Annotated in this window: 14 protein-coding genes; 6 read left to right on the top strand and 8 right to left on the bottom strand. The window is 67.6% G+C overall.

What is annotated here, in order from left to right:
* Positions 1–71 precede the first annotated feature (71 nt).
* The 4 genes from BTH_RS21440 to BTH_RS21425 all read left to right on the top strand — a co-directional run bounded on the left by BTH_RS21440 (position 72) and on the right by BTH_RS21425 (position 4,599).
* Complete coding sequence (locus BTH_RS21440) at positions 72–1,295, top strand: NnrS family protein (RefSeq protein ID WP_009890101.1); 1,224 nt, start codon at positions 72–74, stop codon at positions 1,293–1,295.
* Between the two features lie 590 nt (positions 1,296–1,885).
* Positions 1,886–3,649, top strand: a complete 1,764-nt coding sequence (locus BTH_RS21435; protein WP_009890100.1) for a ribonucleoside triphosphate reductase — start codon at positions 1,886–1,888, stop codon at positions 3,647–3,649.
* A gap of 5 nt (positions 3,650–3,654) precedes the next feature.
* A complete protein-coding gene (gene nrdD / locus BTH_RS35485) occupies positions 3,655–3,861 on the top strand; it encodes an anaerobic ribonucleoside-triphosphate reductase (protein ID WP_009890099.1) in 207 nt (68 codons plus the stop codon).
* Between the two features lie 18 nt (positions 3,862–3,879).
* Positions 3,880–4,599, top strand: coding sequence for an anaerobic ribonucleoside-triphosphate reductase activating protein (locus BTH_RS21425; RefSeq protein WP_009890098.1), 720 nt, complete (start codon positions 3,880–3,882; stop codon positions 4,597–4,599).
* 217 nt (positions 4,600–4,816) lie between these two features.
* Here the strand turns inward: BTH_RS21425 and BTH_RS21420 are convergent, their stop codons facing one another.
* From BTH_RS21420 to BTH_RS21400, 5 genes are all read right to left on the bottom strand, one after another.
* A complete protein-coding gene (locus tag BTH_RS21420; protein ID WP_009890097.1) occupies positions 4,817–5,269 on the bottom strand; it encodes a putative zinc-binding protein in 453 nt (150 codons plus the stop codon).
* 40 nt (positions 5,270–5,309) lie between these two features.
* Positions 5,310–5,789: a ubiquinone anaerobic biosynthesis accessory factor UbiT gene (locus tag BTH_RS21415; protein ID WP_009890096.1), complete on the bottom strand. Its 480-nt coding sequence runs from the start codon at positions 5,787–5,789 to the stop codon at positions 5,310–5,312.
* A 55-nt stretch (positions 5,790–5,844) separates the two neighbouring features.
* Positions 5,845–6,732 carry a U32 family peptidase gene (locus BTH_RS21410; protein WP_009890095.1) on the bottom strand — a complete coding sequence of 296 codons (888 nt, stop codon included), beginning with the start codon at positions 6,730–6,732 and terminating at the stop codon, positions 5,845–5,847.
* A gap of 40 nt (positions 6,733–6,772) precedes the next feature.
* A complete protein-coding gene (locus tag BTH_RS21405) occupies positions 6,773–7,807 on the bottom strand; it encodes a ubiquinone anaerobic biosynthesis protein UbiU (RefSeq protein ID WP_009890094.1) in 1,035 nt (344 codons plus the stop codon).
* 87 nt (positions 7,808–7,894) lie between these two features.
* The gene (locus BTH_RS21400; protein ID WP_009890093.1) at positions 7,895–9,112 is read right to left on the bottom strand and encodes an NAD(P)H-dependent flavin oxidoreductase; all 1,218 of its coding nucleotides are present in this window, start codon (positions 9,110–9,112) and stop codon (positions 7,895–7,897) included.
* A 229-nt stretch (positions 9,113–9,341) separates the two neighbouring features.
* Between BTH_RS21400 and BTH_RS21395 the strand changes: the two genes are divergently transcribed.
* Positions 9,342–10,664: a hypothetical protein gene (locus BTH_RS21395; RefSeq protein ID WP_009890092.1), complete on the top strand. Its 1,323-nt coding sequence runs from the start codon at positions 9,342–9,344 to the stop codon at positions 10,662–10,664.
* Here BTH_RS21395 and BTH_RS21390 read toward each other — a convergent pair.
* The 3 genes from BTH_RS21390 to BTH_RS21380 form a co-directional block, all read right to left on the bottom strand.
* On the bottom strand, positions 10,641–11,330 hold the full coding sequence (locus tag BTH_RS21390) for a Crp/Fnr family transcriptional regulator (RefSeq protein WP_009908977.1): 690 nt from the start codon (positions 11,328–11,330) through the stop codon (positions 10,641–10,643). The genes BTH_RS21395 and BTH_RS21390 overlap by 24 nt on opposite strands.
* Before the next feature lie 11 nt (positions 11,331–11,341).
* Positions 11,342–12,793, bottom strand: a complete 1,452-nt coding sequence (gene hemN / locus BTH_RS21385; protein ID WP_009890090.1) for an oxygen-independent coproporphyrinogen III oxidase — start codon at positions 12,791–12,793, stop codon at positions 11,342–11,344.
* A 148-nt stretch (positions 12,794–12,941) separates the two neighbouring features.
* Positions 12,942–14,864, bottom strand: coding sequence for a methyl-accepting chemotaxis protein (locus tag BTH_RS21380; RefSeq protein WP_009890089.1), 1,923 nt, complete (start codon positions 14,862–14,864; stop codon positions 12,942–12,944).
* Between the two features lie 530 nt (positions 14,865–15,394).
* Between BTH_RS21380 and BTH_RS21375 the strand changes: the two genes are divergently transcribed.
* Positions 15,395–16,591: an NnrS family protein gene (locus tag BTH_RS21375; protein ID WP_009890087.1), complete on the top strand. Its 1,197-nt coding sequence runs from the start codon at positions 15,395–15,397 to the stop codon at positions 16,589–16,591.
* Positions 16,592–16,594 lie beyond the last annotated feature (3 nt).

Here is a 16,594-nt window from a genome sequence, read left to right as displayed (position 1 = left end):
TCGCAGCGCACGCGCGCGCTTCTTCTCCTATCATGCATCAAGAAAGCAACATATCGAAAAAGGGGAACGTCATGCCGCTCGTTCGCTCGACGAACCACAGCCCGCTCGCGCCGCCCGACGGCCCTCGCGCCGCGCTATGGTCGACCGGCTTCCGGCCCTTCTATCTCGGCGGCGCCTGCTTCGGCGCGATTGCGATGCTCGCGTGGCTCGGCGCACTCGCGGGCCACGACTCGGCCGGGCACGCGGCGCCCGCGAGCGGCCTGTTCTGGCACGCGCACGAAATGGTGTTCGGCTTCGGCGGCGCGATCGTGTCCGGCTTTCTGCTGACGTCGCTGCGCACCTGGACGTCGACGAATCCCGCGCAAGGCCCGTCGCTCGCCGCGCTGTGGCTGCTGTGGTTGGCTGGCCGCGTGCTGATGTGGACGGGGCCCGGCTGGGCCGCGGCCGCGGTCGACGTCGCGTTCCTGCCGGCGATCGCCTACGCGCTCGTTCGTGCGCTGATCGGCGCGAAAAATCGGCACGGCATCTTCCTGCCCATCGCGCTCGGCATGCTCGCCGCACTCAACGCGCTCTTTCACCTGTGGGTCCGGCAAGGACACGCCGACTGGGCGCTGCGCTGCGTCGATCTCGCCGCGGGGCTGCTCGTGCTCTTCATCGTCATCATCGGCGGACGCATCATCCCGTCGATCACGACGGCCGCTCAGCCCGGGTTGCCGGTCAAGCAGTGGCGGATCGTCGAATCGTCGGTGATGTCGGTGACGCTCGCCGCGCTGATCGCCGACGCGATGCGCGCGCCCGCGCCCGCGATCGCCTCGCTCGCCGGGGCGGCGGCCGCGCTGCACACGGCGCGGCTGGTCGGCTGGCGCTTCTGGGCGGTCCGGCGGCGGCCGATGCTGTCGATTTTGCACGCCGCTTACGCATCGATCGTGGCCGGCTTCGCACTGACGGCCTTGAGCGCGTACGGGCTTGTCGCGCATTCGCTCGCGCTGCACGCGTTCACGACGGGTGTGATCGGCTGCGCGATCATCGGGATGATCACGCGCACCGCGCTCGAGCATACGGGACGCGAGCCCGTCGCAAATGTCGCCGAGCGCGTGTGCTACGGGCTGCTGATCGCCGCGACGCTCGCGCGCGTCGCGGGGCCGTGGCTCGCGCCCGCCGCGACGGCGCAATGGCTCGTCGCCGCCGGTGTCGGCTGGACGGCCGCGTTGCTCGTCTACGTCGCATGCTATGCCGGACTCCTGACGTCCCCCGCGCCGGCCGCGCCCGGTTCGGACGCGAAGACCAGCGGGTAGGCGGGCGGCGGCACGCATCGTTCCCATCACCCGCATCGCGCGCATTCGCGTTCGACATCGCTCGTCGACGAGCCCGCCGCAAAGCGCGCGGCGCTCAATCGAATGCGGGCGGCCGCCGGCCGTGCCGCCACACGGTACCCGTTGCGCGCGCAACGGTCCGGCGGCTGCGCCCGCCGGTCCCCCGCGGCCAAGCGCGCCGTCGCATGCCGATGCGAAGAACGCCGCCGCGCCGACGGCAAATCGCTCGACGAGATGGTGCCTGACCGTCCGGCGACTGCCGCCCCGCTCTCCGCGCTCGCGCGCCTCGTGACGTCCGCACATCGCGGCGCTCACGCTCCCGCCCGCGGCCCCCTCCCTATCGTGCCCTGAAGCCGCTCATCGGCCGCAGCGCCGCGCATCCTGCTGCCCGCGCGCGCCGCGCATCCGATCCGCGCAACCTCGCCGCCGATGCCGCAGCCCGAATTCGCATCGCCTTAATCGCCGTCAAGTACGCGCCGAACTTCGGCGAATCGACGTTGACCATCACAACATCTGGTATTTAGCATTCAGCCCATCACCAGATTTTGTGCCACCACCGAGAGAGGCCCACGTTGTCCGAGACCCTGCACCCCAGCGCCGCGTCGAATCCGGCGTCGCGCGACAAGCCGCTGATCGACGTCGAATCGTCGATCAACGAATACCTGGACCGGCAGGACTGGCGCGTCAACGCGAACGCGAACCAGGGCTATTCGCTCGGCGGCCTGATCCTGAACGTGTCCGGCAAGGTGATCGCGAACTACTGGCTGAGCCACGTCTACCCGAGCGCGATCGGCGAAGCGCACCGCAACGCGGATCTGCACATCCACGATCTCGACGTGCTGTCCGGCTATTGCGCGGGCTGGTCGCTGCGCACGCTGCTCACCGAAGGGCTGAACGGCGTGCCGGGCAAGGTCGAGTCGGGGCCGCCGAAGCACATGTCGAGCGCGGTCGGCCAGATCGTGAACTTCCTCGGCACGCTGCAGAACGAATGGGCGGGCGCGCAGGCGTTCAGCTCGTTCGATACGTACATGGCGCCGTTCGTGCGCCGCGACGCGCTCACCTACGCCGAAGTCCGGCAGTCCGTTCAGGAACTGATCTACAACCTGAACGTGCCGTCGCGCTGGGGCACGCAGACGCCGTTCACGAACCTGACGTTCGACTGGATCTGCCCCGAGGATCTGCGCGAGCAGGTGCCCGTGATCGCCGGCGAAGAGATGCCGTTCACGTACGGCGACCTGCAGCCCGAAATGGACATGATCAACCAGGCGTACATCGAGGTGATGCAGGCGGGCGACGCGGCGGGCCGCGTGTTCACGTTCCCGATTCCGACCTACAACATCACGACCGATTTCGACTGGCACAGCCCGAACGCCGAGCGCCTGTTCGAGATGACCGCGCGCTACGGCCTGCCGTACTTCCAGAACTTCATCAATTCGGAGCTGAAGCCGAACATGATCCGCTCGATGTGCTGCCGCCTTCAGCTCGACCTGCGCGAGCTGATGAAGCGCGGCAACGGCCTGTTCGGCTCGGCCGAGCAGACGGGATCGATCGGCGTGGTCACCGTGAATTGCGCGCGGCTCGGCTATCTGCACGCGGGCGACGAGCGCGCGCTCTTCGCGCGGCTCGACACGCTGCTCGACTACGGAAAGGAAAGCCTCGAGATCAAGCGCGAGGTGATCCAGCACCACATGAACAACGGGCTCTTCCCGTACACCAAGCGCTATCTCGGCACGCTGCGCAACCATTTCTCGACGCTCGGCGTGAACGGCATCAACGAGATGATCCGCAATTTCACGCGCGACGCGCACGATCTGACGACCGACTGGGGCCACGCGTTCGCGCTGCGCCTGCTCGACCACGTGCGCGCGCGCATCGTCGAGTATCAGGAGGAAACGGGCCACATGTACAACCTCGAGGCGACGCCCGCCGAAGGCACGACGTACCGCTTCGCGAAGGAAGACCGCCGCCGCTATCCGGACATCCTGCAGGCGGGCACGCCGCAGATGCCGTACTACACGAACTCGTCGCAGTTGCCGGTGGGCTTCACCGACGATCCGTTCGAGGCGCTCGAACGCCAGGACGACCTGCAGCGCAAATACACGGGCGGCACGGTGCTGCATCTGTACATGACCGAGCCGCTGTCGTCCGCCGACGCGTGCCGCACGCTCGTGAAGCGCGCGCTTACCCGCTTCTCGCTGCCGTATCTGACCGTCACGCCGACCTTCTCGATCTGCCCGAAGCACGGCTATCTCGCCGGCAGCCACAAGTTTTGCCCGAAGTGCGACGAAGCGCTGCTGCGTCGCAAATTGTCTCAATCCCAACCGATGGAAGCCTGAACATCATGACGACACAAGCCAACTCACAAGCCGCCCTCGCCTCGATCGCGCTGTCCGACGACGAACGTCAGCCATGCGAAATCTGGACCCGCGTGATGGGCTACCATCGCCCGGTCTCGTCGTTCAACGTCGGCAAGCAAGGCGAATTCCACGAGCGCAAGTACTTCCGAGAACGCGAAATGGGCGACGTCGCGATGCGCGCGGCGGCGTAAGCGCGGCTCGCTCACGCGATGAACCTCGCCCTCCCCCGGCGTCATCCGCTCAAGGTGGGCGGGCTCGTCCCGTTCACCGCGACCGACTATCCCGGCCAGCTCGCCGCGGTCGTGTTCGTGCAGGGTTGCCCATGGCGTTGCGGCTATTGCCACAATCCGCACCTGCAGCCGCGCTCGCGGCCGGCCGAGATCGAATGGGACGCGCTGCTCGCATTCCTCGCGCGCCGCGTCGGGCTGATCGACGCGGTCGTGTTCAGCGGCGGCGAGCCGTCGATCGATCCGGCGCTCGCCGCGGCGATCGACGACGTCAGGCGGCTCGGCTTCAAGGTCGGCATGCACAGCGCGGGCACGCACCCGCGGCGACTCTCCCGACTGCTGCCGTCACTCGACTGGATCGGGCTCGACGTGAAAGCGCCGTTCGACGACTACACGCGCACGACACGCGTGCGCGCGAGCGGCGGCCATGCGCGGCAAAGTCTCGAAGCGGTGCTCGCGAGCGGCATTGCGTACGAATGCCGGACAACCGCGCATCCGGATCTGCTGCCCGAGCCGGCGCTGCTGCGCATCGCGCACGAACTCGCCGATCTCGGCGTCGAGCGTTACGTGCTGCAAGTGTTTCGAACGCAAGGATGCGGCGATGGCGCGCTGAACGCCGCATCGCTCGCCGGCTATCCGAGCAATGCGGTGCTCGGCCAGCTCGATCGCCTGTTTGCGGATTTTGCGATTCGGCGCGGGTGAGCCGGTGCGCTTCGGCCGTGTCTGTTCCGGCGCTCATTCGGCGGCTCATTCGGCGACTTCCCCGGCGCAATCGCATTTCCCGCGCCGTATTCTCCGCGCCTCCCCGCTCGGCTTCGCGCATGCCGCAACCGCCATCGCGGGCTCGATCGCCGGACTGCCGATCGAGTCGAGTCGCCGCCGCGCCGCCACGCGGCCCGCGCATCGGATATCGCGAAAATCAGCGCTTGTGTTGAAGCGCGGCGTCGGCGTCCTCGCCCGCCTGCGCGAGTTCGGGTTCAGGCTCGGGTTCTGGCTCGCCGCTCGCGAGCCGCTCCGCTTCGGCTTTCGCGATCGCGAGAATGCGACGCGCGTCGTCCGGGTCGAAATCCTCGTGAAAGCGCTTTCTGACGCCGTGCTCGCCGAGCTGCAAATGCGCGTTGGGCGCGATCCCGTGCCGCTCGAGACTCTTCTTCGCGCATACGAGCGGGCACCCGTCGATCGCGAGAATCGGCCGCCCCGAATGCGCGACCTTCAGCAGCGACGGCACGTCGCCGCCGACGCCCGCGATGCACGACATCTCCGCATCGCCGCCGCGGTCGAGCCGCACCGCGACGTGATTCGCGAGCTGCGCGACGTTCGAACACCCCGAGCAGGAATAGACGATCGGCAGCGTTTTCGTTTCGTGCTTCATTCCGGTCTCCTGATCGCTCTTCCGTGCGTGCGTTCACGTATCAGTCCGACATTGCGCCGCGCTCGATCGGCGGGCGTCGAAACAGCCGCGTCGGCAGCCATCGCTCGATCGAAAGCACCGACAGGTCGATCGCGTCGAGCGAATTCTTCACGAGCAACCCGAGTTCGGTATCGCCTTCCATGGTCAGACGCCGGCTGAAGAACAACGTGTCCGGGTCCTCGCGGCGCTGCGAAACTAGATAGAAGTCGTACGCGGTCGCGCCGATCGTCAGATCGACGTCTCGCCCGCCGGGCAGCGCCGAAAACGTCCCGCGCCGGCAGACGAAATCGAAAGCAATGCCGGCGTCCTTCACCTCGATGCGTAACGGACGCCCCTCCAGCAACGCGAGCGTCTCGGCGGGCAAATGCCGGCGCAGCACGAGATTGATCCCGCTCGCGAACAACAGCGCGCCCGGGTACGCGGGCAATTTCGACAGCAGCTTGCCGAGTGCCGGCGGCAATTGAAAAAGCGGAGCATTCATCGTGGGTTCCTCATCATTCCGTCCGAAGCGGCACGGCAAACGCCGCGCCGCGCCCTCAGCGCGCGACGCGCTCGAGGCCCGGCCTGCCGTACCAGTAGCCGTTGCACGACGCCTCCGGCATCCTGTCGTGCAGCGCGGCGAGCGCGTCGCCCGCGTCCGTGCGGCCGCTCAGCACGCCGTGATACGCGTCGATCACGTCGGTCATGTGTTGCGATTGCGGGCTCAACCGGACGACGTCGACGTTCAGCGCACGCAGCGCGTCGATCTCGCCGATCAGGTTGTAGACGCGCGCGGACTGCGTCGAAATGCCGTTGAGCACGAGGAACGGCTCGCCTTCGCGGGTGTGCAGCGGCAGGCCGTCCGGATGTTCCATGCACACGTACTGGCAGTTGTCCTTCGGGAAATTGCGGTTGCGCGCGGTGAAGCAGCGCGCGGAAAACGCGAGCGGTATGCGGCCGTACGCGAACACCTCGGTTTCCAGATGCGCGGGCCGCTCGGCCTGCATCTGCGCGAGCCCCGCCTCGCTCATCTCGGGCGGCATCACCCAGCGCCGCGCGCCGAGCTCGGCGAGCATCGCGAGCGTCGGCGGGTTGTAGACGTTCAGCCACGGCCCCGCGACGAACGCGCGCGACGCGCTGCGGCGCACCGCGCCCATGTCGTTCGCCTCCACCAGATAGCGGCCGTTCTCGGCGATCTCGCGCATCGTCTTCAGATCGCGGCCCGATTCGAGCAGCACCTGGGTCGACAGCACGACTTCCTTGCCGGCCTCGGCGAGCATGTCGGCGATCTCGATCCAGTCCGCGAAGCGCAGCTCGTGCCGGCGCGAGCAAACCGTCTCGCCGAGATACACGATGTCGACGGGCGTCTCCGACATCGCCTGATAGAACTGCATCGTCGCGATGCGCGGCCAGTAGTACTGCACCGGGCCCAAAGCAATTTTCATGATCCTCGCTCCCGCATTCAGGCATGCGCCGTCGTGCGTGTCATTTCCACGGCCGGTGGTAGGCGCCGAGCGTATGCTGCTGCCCTTCCGCGACCTTGTTCAGTTCCGTCATCCACGCGGGCTTCACGTAGTAGCGCGCGAGGTTCGATGCGCACTGATCGATCGCGTCGCGCCAGACGCGCGTCACCTGCGCGACGTACGCGGGGCTGCGCTGACGGCCTTCGATCTTGATCGCCCGTATGCCGATCTGCATCAGCTTCGGCAGCAGTTCGAGCGTGTTCAGGCTCGTCGGCTCCTCGATCGCGTAGTAGCTCTCGTCGGCCACCGTGAAGCGCCCCTTGCAGAGCGTCGGATAGCCGGCGTTCTCGCCGTCTTCGTAACGGTCGATCAGCACGCCGTTCAGCCGCGATTCGAGGCCGTCCGGCGTCTTCTGCCAGCGCACCGCCTTCGCGGGCGAGCACACGCCGCGCGTGTTCGGCGATTCGCCCGTCGCGTACGACGACAGCGCGCAGCGCCCCTCGACCATCACGCACAGACTGCCGAAGCCGAACACCTCGATTTCGACCGGCGTGTTTTCGGTCACCTGCTCGACCTGCGCGAGCGACAGCACGCGCGGCAGCACCGCGCGCGATATGCCGAAGTGCTCGTGATAGAAGTTGATCGCCTCGTAGTTCGTCGCCGAGCCCTGCACCGACAGGTGCAGCCGCAGGTCCGGATAGCGCTCGCGCGCGAAACGCATGAGCCCCGGATCGGCGACGATGATCGCGTCGACGCCCGCGTCGGCCGCGCGGCCGACCGCTTCCCGCCATGCGGCCCAGCCGTCCGGCTGCGGATACGTGTTGAGCGCGACGAGCACCTTGCGGCCGCGCTCGCGCGCGTAGCGAATGCCGGCGTCGATCGCCTGCGCGTCGAAGTTCAGGCCGGCGAAGTTGCGCGCGTTCGTCGCGTCGCGAAAACCGAGATACACGCAGTCCGCGCCGTTGTCGACCGCGGCCTTCAGCGCGGGCAGGCTGCCCGCCGGGCACACGAGTTCGATCGGCGCGGCGCCCGTCGCGAAGTGGCTGCTTTGCGTCATGGCATGACGGCTCCATCAAAGAAACGAGAAACCGCTCGCGGCGTGTCGGCGAGCGGCGGAAACGGGCGTCGCCCGAAGCGGGCGGCGTCAGCCCAGTGCGGGCAGCGGCGCGCGCGCCGGCTCGGGCGCGATCGCTGCGGCGGCCGCGCGCTTGACGCCCGTGAGCAGATAGTCGATCAGTTCGCGCACGGAGCGGATCTCATGGCCGAACGGCAAGACTTCCGAGCCCCGGAAAAACAGCCCTCGCTTGATGTCGCCCGCAAGCGCGAACGCGAGCCGGGTATCGATGCAGAACTGCCCGTGCTTCTCGATGCCGTCGCGCAACCCGCACTGCTGCAGGCAATCGAAGCCGACGAGGCACTTGCGCGGCTTCGCCGCACGCTGAAGCTTCCTTTCCCGCTCCAGATAGTTCGTGAGCCAAGGCGTTCTCACCGCGCGCGCCGGCAGACCCGCGACGCTCATGAACGTGACGATGTCTTCCGGCCCCGCCTCGACGAGCACTTTCTTGAAGTTCGGATGCGCGTCGCCCTCTTCGGTCACGGCGAATGGCGTGCCGAGCTGCACCGCGCTCGCGCCGAGCGCGAACAGTTGTTTCGCCTGCTCGTGAGTGTGAATGCCGCCCGCCGCGATCAGCGGAATGCGCTCGCGCTCGATGCCGAGCTCCTTGAACAGCGCGAACGTGCCTTCGAGCACCGCAGGAAACGCGAAATTCGGATTGTTCAGGCTATCGGTCGTCGGCGCACCGAGGTGGCCCGCCGCATAGCGCGGGTTTTCGATGACGACGGCGTCGGGCAGGCGGTTCTTGCGCATCCACTTCTTCAGCACGAGCCCGATTCCGCGCGCATCCGACAGGATCGGAATCAGCGCGACGTCGGGGAAATCGGCGGTCAGCTCGGGCAAGTCGAGCGGCAGCCCCGCGCCCACGACGACCGCATGCGCGCCGCTCTCGCACGACTGGCGCACATACGACGCGTACTCGGACAACGCGCGCATCACGTTGACCGCGACGAGCCCGCAACCGTTCGCGAGCGTTTTCGCCGCGTGGATCTCGCGATCGAGCGCTTCGAGGTTCGCCGCGTCGATGAGCGCGCGATCACGCGAGCGGCCGGTGCGCGCCATCAGATCGGGATGATGGCGGCGCAGGTCGACGCTCGAGATCGTCCCGCACGCGCCGAGCGACGCGACCGTGCCGGCAAGCCGGTGCGCGGACACGCCGACGCCCATCCCGCCTTGCACAATCGGCAGCAGCGACCTGCCCTTGATCACGAGATTCCTGAATGCGGTTTTGACGACGGACACGGACACGGCGAATTCCTGAAAGGGGCGGCTTACGCCCGGTGCGTAAGTGTGCGGCCGAATGCGTTCTCGCCGCCTTAATCGGCGTCAAGGTCTGGGTGCGGACCGCGCGACAATCCGGGATTATGATCAGAATACCGAAACATGGAGGCGTCGCGCGCCGCCGAAGGGTCGGCTGACGCGCGACGCGCCGGCCGCCCCCTTCGCCGCGCCATTCGCCGAACGCACTCTTTTCGCCATGCAGCGCAAACTCGAACTCGATCGCTCCCCCCCGCTGAACGTGCCGCTGCGCTTCTTCGCGAGCGCGCCGCTCTTCGCGATCGCCGCGGCGGGGTTGCTGCTGTGGGCGGGGCCGGACGCGCTCGCGTCGCGCTGGTCGCCCGCCGCGCTCGCGCTCGCGCATCTGTGCGCGCTCGGGATGCTCGCGACGACGATGGTCGGCGCGATGATTCAGATCATGTCGGTCGCCGCGGGCGTCAGGATCGCATCGCCCGTCGCAAGCGCCACGGCGATCCACGCGTGCCTGGCGCTCGGCACGCTGCTGCTCGCGGCGGCGTTCGCGCGCGCGGCGCCCGCGCTGTTCGCGCCCGCCGCGCTGCTGCTCGGCGTGGCGTTCCTGTGGTTTCTGCTCGTCTGCGCGATCGGCTTCGCGCGTCAGCGGCGACACATGCCGGCAGGCGCCGCGAGCGTGATGCGCACCGTACGCCTCGCGTGGCTCGCGCTCGCCGCAACCGTCGCGCTCGGCGCATCGCTCGGGCTCGCGCTCGGCGGGCATCTGCGCGCCTTCTCGATCGGTCTCGTCGACCTGCACGCGACCTGGGGGCTGGCCGGATGGGTCGGGCTGCTGACGATCGGCATCTCGTACCAGCTGATCCCGATGTTCCAGGCGACCGAGCCCTATCCGCGCGCCGTCACGCGCTGGCTGGGCCCGGGTGTGTTCGCGGCGCTCGTGGCGGCTTCCGCCGTCGCGCTCGGTCCGGCCGATCGCTTCGGCTTCGCCGCCGACGCGATTCGGATCGCGCTCTACGCGCTGTACGCGGCCTACGCCGCGTGGACGTTCTACTTGCTTTGGACGCGCAAGCGCCCGGAGGCCGATACGACGACGTTGTTCTGGCGCACCGCGATGGCGAGCGCCGGTTGCGCGAGCGTACTGTGGATCGCCAACACGGGTGCGGGCGGCCGCGACGTCGCGGTCACGGTCGGCGTGCTGCTGATGATCGGCGGCGCGTGGTCGGCGATCAACGGAATGCTCTACAAGATCATCCCGTTCCTGCTGTGGTATCACGCACAAAAGGCGAGCGAGACCGCGATTCCCGCGATGCCGAAGGTCAAGGACATGCTGCCGGAACGCGCGGCGCGCCCGCAATTCTACGCACACGTCGCAGCGCTGCTGCTGCTCGTCGCCGCGAGCGTCGCGCCGGCCCCGTTCGCTCGGCCGGCCGCCGTCGCGTTCGGCGTATCGGCCGGCTGGCTCGCGCTCAACATGCTCGGCGCATGGCGGCGCTACGCGCGAATCCGGCGGCGCGTCGCGTCTGTGTCAATACTGCATCTCCGAGCGTAGCCGGTCGACATCGGGAATGAAGATGTCGCGGCCGTTGACGATGACGAGCTCGCGCGTGCACAGATCGCGCAGCACGCGCGAGAAATGCTCCGGCGTGAGATTCAGGCGCGACGCGATCGCCTTCTTGCCCGTCTCGAGCCGGATCTGCATGCCGGATTCCACGGGCGTGTCGGTCTGTTCGAGCAGATAGCTGATCACGCGCTGCGTGCCCGAGCGCAGCGAATACGTCTCGACGTCGACGACGAGCTGATGCAGGCGCATGCTGAGGCTCGCGAGCATCCGGCGCGCGAACGCCGGATTGTGATCGAGTTCCTCTGTCACGACAGCCTTTGTCACGTGCAGAAGCAGCGTGTCGGACAGCGCTTTCGCCGTCACCGCGTAAGGCTTGTCCATGAACATCACCGCTTCGCCGAAGCTGTCCCCCGGCCCGAGCAGGCGCACGATCTTCTCGATGCCGAGCGGCGAGAACGAGCTCAGCTTGATCTGGCCGTAGACGATCATGTGAAAACCGCCGCACGGATCGCCGCGGCTGAACACCGTCTGCCCTCGCGGCACCTGCACGCGCATCGTGCCGCGCGCGAGATTGTCGAGCTCGCCGCGCGACAGCACGCTGAAGAGCGGCAACCGCGCGAGAAAGTCCTGGACCGGAATCTTGCTTTCCTTCATCACGCCACCTTCTAGATCAACTTCGAATAGGACGCCGAGGCAGGCCGGCCGAGATACGCGTCGAACACCATGCCGATCGCGCGCACGAACATGCGCCCCTTCGGCGTAATGGCGATGCGCTCCGCGTCTATCGTGAGCAGCCCGGCGTCGCGATACGGCTCGAGCTGCGCGAGCTCGTGCGCGAAATGCCGCACGAAATCGACGCCGTGCCTGCGGCCGATCTCCGCGAAATCGACGGGGGTGCTGCACATCACTGTCATGATGACCTCGCGGCGCAGCAGATCGTCGGCGCTCAGCGCGAAGCCGCGCTCGATCGGCAGGCGTCCGGCGTCGAGCTGGCGATAATAGGTCTTCAGCGAGCGCGTCGACTGGCTGTACGACGCGCCGACCTTGCCGATCGCCGATACGCCGAAGCCGACGAGGTCGCATTCGGCCTGCGTCGTGTAGCCCTGGAAATTGCGGTGCAGGCTGCGCTCGCGCAATGCGTTGCTGAGCTCGTCGTTCGGCTTCGCGAAGTGGTCGAGCCCGATGTACACGTATCCGGCGTCGAGCAACCGCCGCGTCGATTCGATGAAGATGCGCAGCCGGTCTTCGGCGGCCGGCAGCTCCGATTCGACGATCAGGCGCTGCGCCTTGAAGCGGCTCGGCAGATGCGCATAGTTGTAGACCGCGATGCGGTCGGGCGACAGCCGGATCACCTCGTCGAGCGTACGCGAGAAGCTCGCCGGCGTTTGTCGCGGCAGCCCGTAGATCAGATCGATATTGACCGATTCGAACCCGGCCGCGCGACTCGCCGCGAGCGCGCGCTCGACCATCGGCAGCGGCTGGACCCGGTGCACCGCCTCCTGCACCGCCGGATCGAAATCCTGAACGCCGAAGCTCGTCCGGTTGAAGCCGAGCGCCGCGAGCGACTGCAGCGTGCGCTCGTCGACCGTGCGCGGATCGATCTCCACGCCAAGCTCCGCGTGCGGCGCGAAATCGAAGTGATCGCGCAGCGCGCGCATCAGGCGCGCGAGTTCGTCGATCGCGAAGAACGTCGGCGATCCTCCGCCCAGATGCAGCTGCGTCGTCACGCGGTCGCGGCCGAGATCGGGTGCGACGAGCTCCATTTCGCGGATCAGGTAGTCTACGTACGCACTCGTTCGGGTGTGATCCTGCGTGATGATCTTGTTGCACGCGCAGAAGTAGCAGAGCGACTCGCAAAACGGCAGATGCAGATAGACCGACAACGGCGGGTTGCGCTCGGCCGACGCGCGGCGCGACAGATGCTCGCGGTACGCGCGCTCGTCGAATGCGTCGGAAAACCGGTCGGCCGTCGGATACGACGTGTAGCGCGGTCCTTGCCGGTCGAAGCGCCGGATCAGCGCTTCGGATATCTGAACGTCCGCGAATGCGGAAACGTCGTGGTGGGGAGTGGGCGCGGTCGTATCCGCGCCGTCGTTCGAATGCGTTGTCATGTCCATCTGCTTGTACCCTGGCATGCCGCGCGAAACGCCGGCGTTCCATTGTCGGTCGCGCGGCTCGGGCGGACTTGATGCAAATCAACCTCCGACATTGCACGCATGCCGCCGAGCGGGCGGCCTGCGTATACGCTGAAGGGCTATGTGCCCGCTACGCGAGCACGAAGCGCCCGACAAGCTTTCCCATGTGCTCGGCCTGTTCGCGCAGCGACGCGCTCGCGGCCGCCGATTCCTCGACGAGCGCCGCGTTGCGCTGCGTCACTTCGTCCATCTGCGTGATCGCCGCGTTGACCTGCTCGATCCCGTCGCTTTGCTGCTCGGACGCCTTCGCGATTTCGCTGACGACGGTGTCGACGCTCCGGATCGACGCATTCACGCTGCGGATCGCGTCGTCCGCGCGCTGGAACAGCAACGAGCCGTCGGTCACGTGGCGAATCGATTCGTGAATCAGCTCCTTCACGTCCTTCGCGGCGGCGGCGCTGCGGTGCGCGAGCGCGCGCACCTCGCCCGCGACCACCGCGAAGCCCTTGCCCTGCTCGCCCGCGCGGGCCGCCTCGACGGCCGCGTTCAGCGCGAGGATGTTGGTCTGGAACGCGATGCCTTCGATCACCGACACGATCTCCGCCATCCGGTTCGAGCTGTCGTGGATCTTCGTCATCAGCGTCACCGCGTGCGTCATGATCCGCCCGGTGTCCGCCGCGCGCTCGGACGCCTCGGCGCTCAGCGTGCTCGCGTGCGATGCGTTCGACGCGTTGTGGCGCACGGTCGACGTCAGCTCTTCCATGCTGGCCGCCGTTTGCTCGAGCGATGCGGCCTGCGTCTCGGTGCGCCCCGACAAATCGAGATTGCCGGCCGCGATCTGCTGGCTGCCGACCATCACCGAATCGGCCACGCGCCGCGTCTCGGACAGCGTCTGCGCCCATACGTCGAGCAGCGCGTTGAAGCCGCGCTTGATGAAAGCGAATTCGTCGCCGCCGCGCACCGCGAGGCGCGCGCGCAGATCGCCGTCGCCCACCGCGCGCATGCAGCCGGACAACTGCGCGACATCCTCGTGCGTCGACATCGCGAAAGCGACGAAAAGATAGAGCGCGCACGCCACGAGCGCGACGCTCAATGCCAGGATCGCCGCCACCTTCACCTGCTCGGCGTGCGCGCGCGCCGCGAGGCGCTCGCGCAGTTGCTGCGCGAGCGCGCCGTGCACGCGATACAGCGCGTCGATCGCATCGCTCCCCTGCTGGAAATAGGTCTTCGCGTCAACCGGCGCGCCGCCGTGCGCGAGCGCTGCCGCCGTGCGTTGAAACGCCGCAACCGCACCAAGATCGACGCCATCCAGCGCGTTTGCGCCGAGCGTGTCCTTCGTGCGTTCGAGATGATGGCGAATCACGCTCATCTGCTCGGCGAGGCCGCCCGCGCGCACCGCGAGCTCGCGCTTGTCGGCGTCGCCGAGCGAGCCGCCGCTCAGCGCGGCCGATCCCTTGCCGCGCAGCACGCCGACCGTTTCGGCCGTACCCGGCAGCGCGAACAGCACCGAGTCGATCAGGTGATAGTTCGACGCGTCCGGATCGACGCCGAGCTGCGACGCAACCGCCAGGTCCTTCTCGAACAGGAAGATCGAGTGGATCACGTCGGTGTGCGAATCGAACAGCGCGGCGGCGGATGTGCCGAGCCCGCCCGCCGCCGCCTTTTCGTACTGGCTCGCGAGCGCTTCGACGAGCGCAACGACGTCGAACCGCCGGGTGTCGCGCACTTGCTGCTTGAGCGTCGCGACGAGACGATCGGCGCTCGCGTTCGCCGCGTCGAACTTCGCGCGCATCGCCTCGTTGCCCGCGAGCACCGAAGCGCCCGCGCCGCGCCGCACCTGCACCGCCTTCAATAGATCCTGCGTCGTTTCGAGGATCGTGATGCCGTCGCGCTCGCCCTGCGTCGTCGCATAGGCGTGCAGTGCGACGGCAAGCGTCGCATAGAGCGCGGCGACGAGCGGCACGATGAACAGCACGGCGAGAATCGCGAGCTTCCTGGGCAGCTTCATGCGCGCCATCAGGCGCATTCCAGGTCCAAACAGTTGCTTGCTCATTCTTGCCCCTTTTCGATGTGATAAGACGACCGCTTCGGCCTCGTTTCCGTATACGGATCGTTCGGCCCGATACTTAAGCGAGATCAATCACCAGTCCACGACATCGAAATCTACCCACGCCGCACAAATTGCTTAACGCTCGCGCTCTGCCTCATCCGTGCGCGCGACACGCGTCGCCCGCAAGCGCGTGTGGCGCGGCTCGCGCGCGCTGCGGCACTTGTTCGCGCCCGATCGACGCTTTCGCATTCATGCGTCGCTGTGCCGCATGCGCACAACGTTCTGTTTTCCTGACCATCGTTTGATACAGATCAAATTCGCACGCGACGCCCGGCATCGGCCGCGCCTTCGCCTGCCCCATCTTCAGGCACGCCCGGCATGCCGAGCTGCCCGCCTGCTGCGGGCCGCCGCGCCGCGGCCAGGCGGCACATACCCGAAATGCCATCGCGCCGCACCAGCGCTTGCGAGCATTGGACCTGCATGGCTTCACGCATTAAGATACATAATAAATGCATCTTAAATGGAGAGCCAACGTGAAGATTCCGCTCGCGACCCCACAACCGTCTCGGCAACCCGCCGGCCTGCCCGTGCTGCGGCTCGGCTTCCGGCCGTTCTATCTCGGCGGAGCCTATTTCGGGATCGTTTCGATCGCACTCTGGCTCGCGTCGCTGCGCGGCCATCCGGTTGCCGGCCTGTCGCCGACGATGAGCGGCCTCGCATGGCACGTCCACGAAATGGTGTTCGGGTTCTCCGCCGCGATCATCGTCGGCTTCCTGCTCACGGCGATTCGCGCATGGACGGCGCGCGATACGCCGCACGGCGCGCCGCTCGCCGCGCTATGGCTGCTGTGGGCGGCCGGCCGCCTGCTCGTGTGGGCCGGGCCGCAGCCGCTCGCCGCTGTCGTCGATTCCGCGTTCCTGCCGATCACCGCGATCATCCTGCTGCGCGTGCTGCTTGCCGCGCGCAACCATCGCAACGTGTTCCTGACCGTCGCGCTCTTTCTGTTCGGCGTGCTCAACGCGCTCTTTCACTGGTGGGCCGCGCACGGGCGTCTCGATCTCGCGCTGCAGGCCGCGTATGCGGCCGTCGGCTTCGTCCTGCTGTTCGTCGTCGTGATTGCGGGCCGCATCGTCCCGACGTTTACGATGAACGCGATTCCCGGCTTCACGGTGAAGCGCTGGAAACTCGTCGAGACGCTCGCCGCCCCGGTCACAGTGCTCGCGCTCTGCGCCGACGCGATCCAATTGCCGGGGGCGATCGTCGCGGCCATTGCGTTTGCCGCCGCCGCGCTGCACACGGCACGCATCGTCGGCTGGCGCTCGTGGCGCGTCGGCGCGCGGCCTATCCTGTGGATTCTGCATGTCGCGTATGCGTGGGTGCCGGTGGGCTTCGCGATGCTCGCGCTCGCCGCGCTTGACGTCGCGCCGCATACGCTCGCGATCCACGCGTTGACAGTCGGCGTGATCGGCGGCGCGATCGTCGCGATGATCACGCGCACCGCGCTAGGCCATACGGGCCGTCCGCTGCGCGCGGGGCCGACCGAGATCGCGTGCTACTGGCTGCTGATCGCGGCCGCGCTCGTGCGCGTGTTCGCGCCCTGGATCGCGCCCGACGCGACAAGTGTCTGGATCGACATCGCGGGCGCATGCTGGATCGCGGCATTCGCCGTGTACGCGCTGCGCTACACCGGCTACCTGACGTCGCCGCGCATCGACGGCAAGGCCGGCTGAGGC

This window comes from Burkholderia thailandensis E264, assembly GCF_000012365.1.
Taxonomy (GTDB): domain Bacteria; phylum Pseudomonadota; class Gammaproteobacteria; order Burkholderiales; family Burkholderiaceae; genus Burkholderia; species Burkholderia thailandensis.
This window is presented reverse-complemented; position numbering and strand designations above follow the sequence as displayed.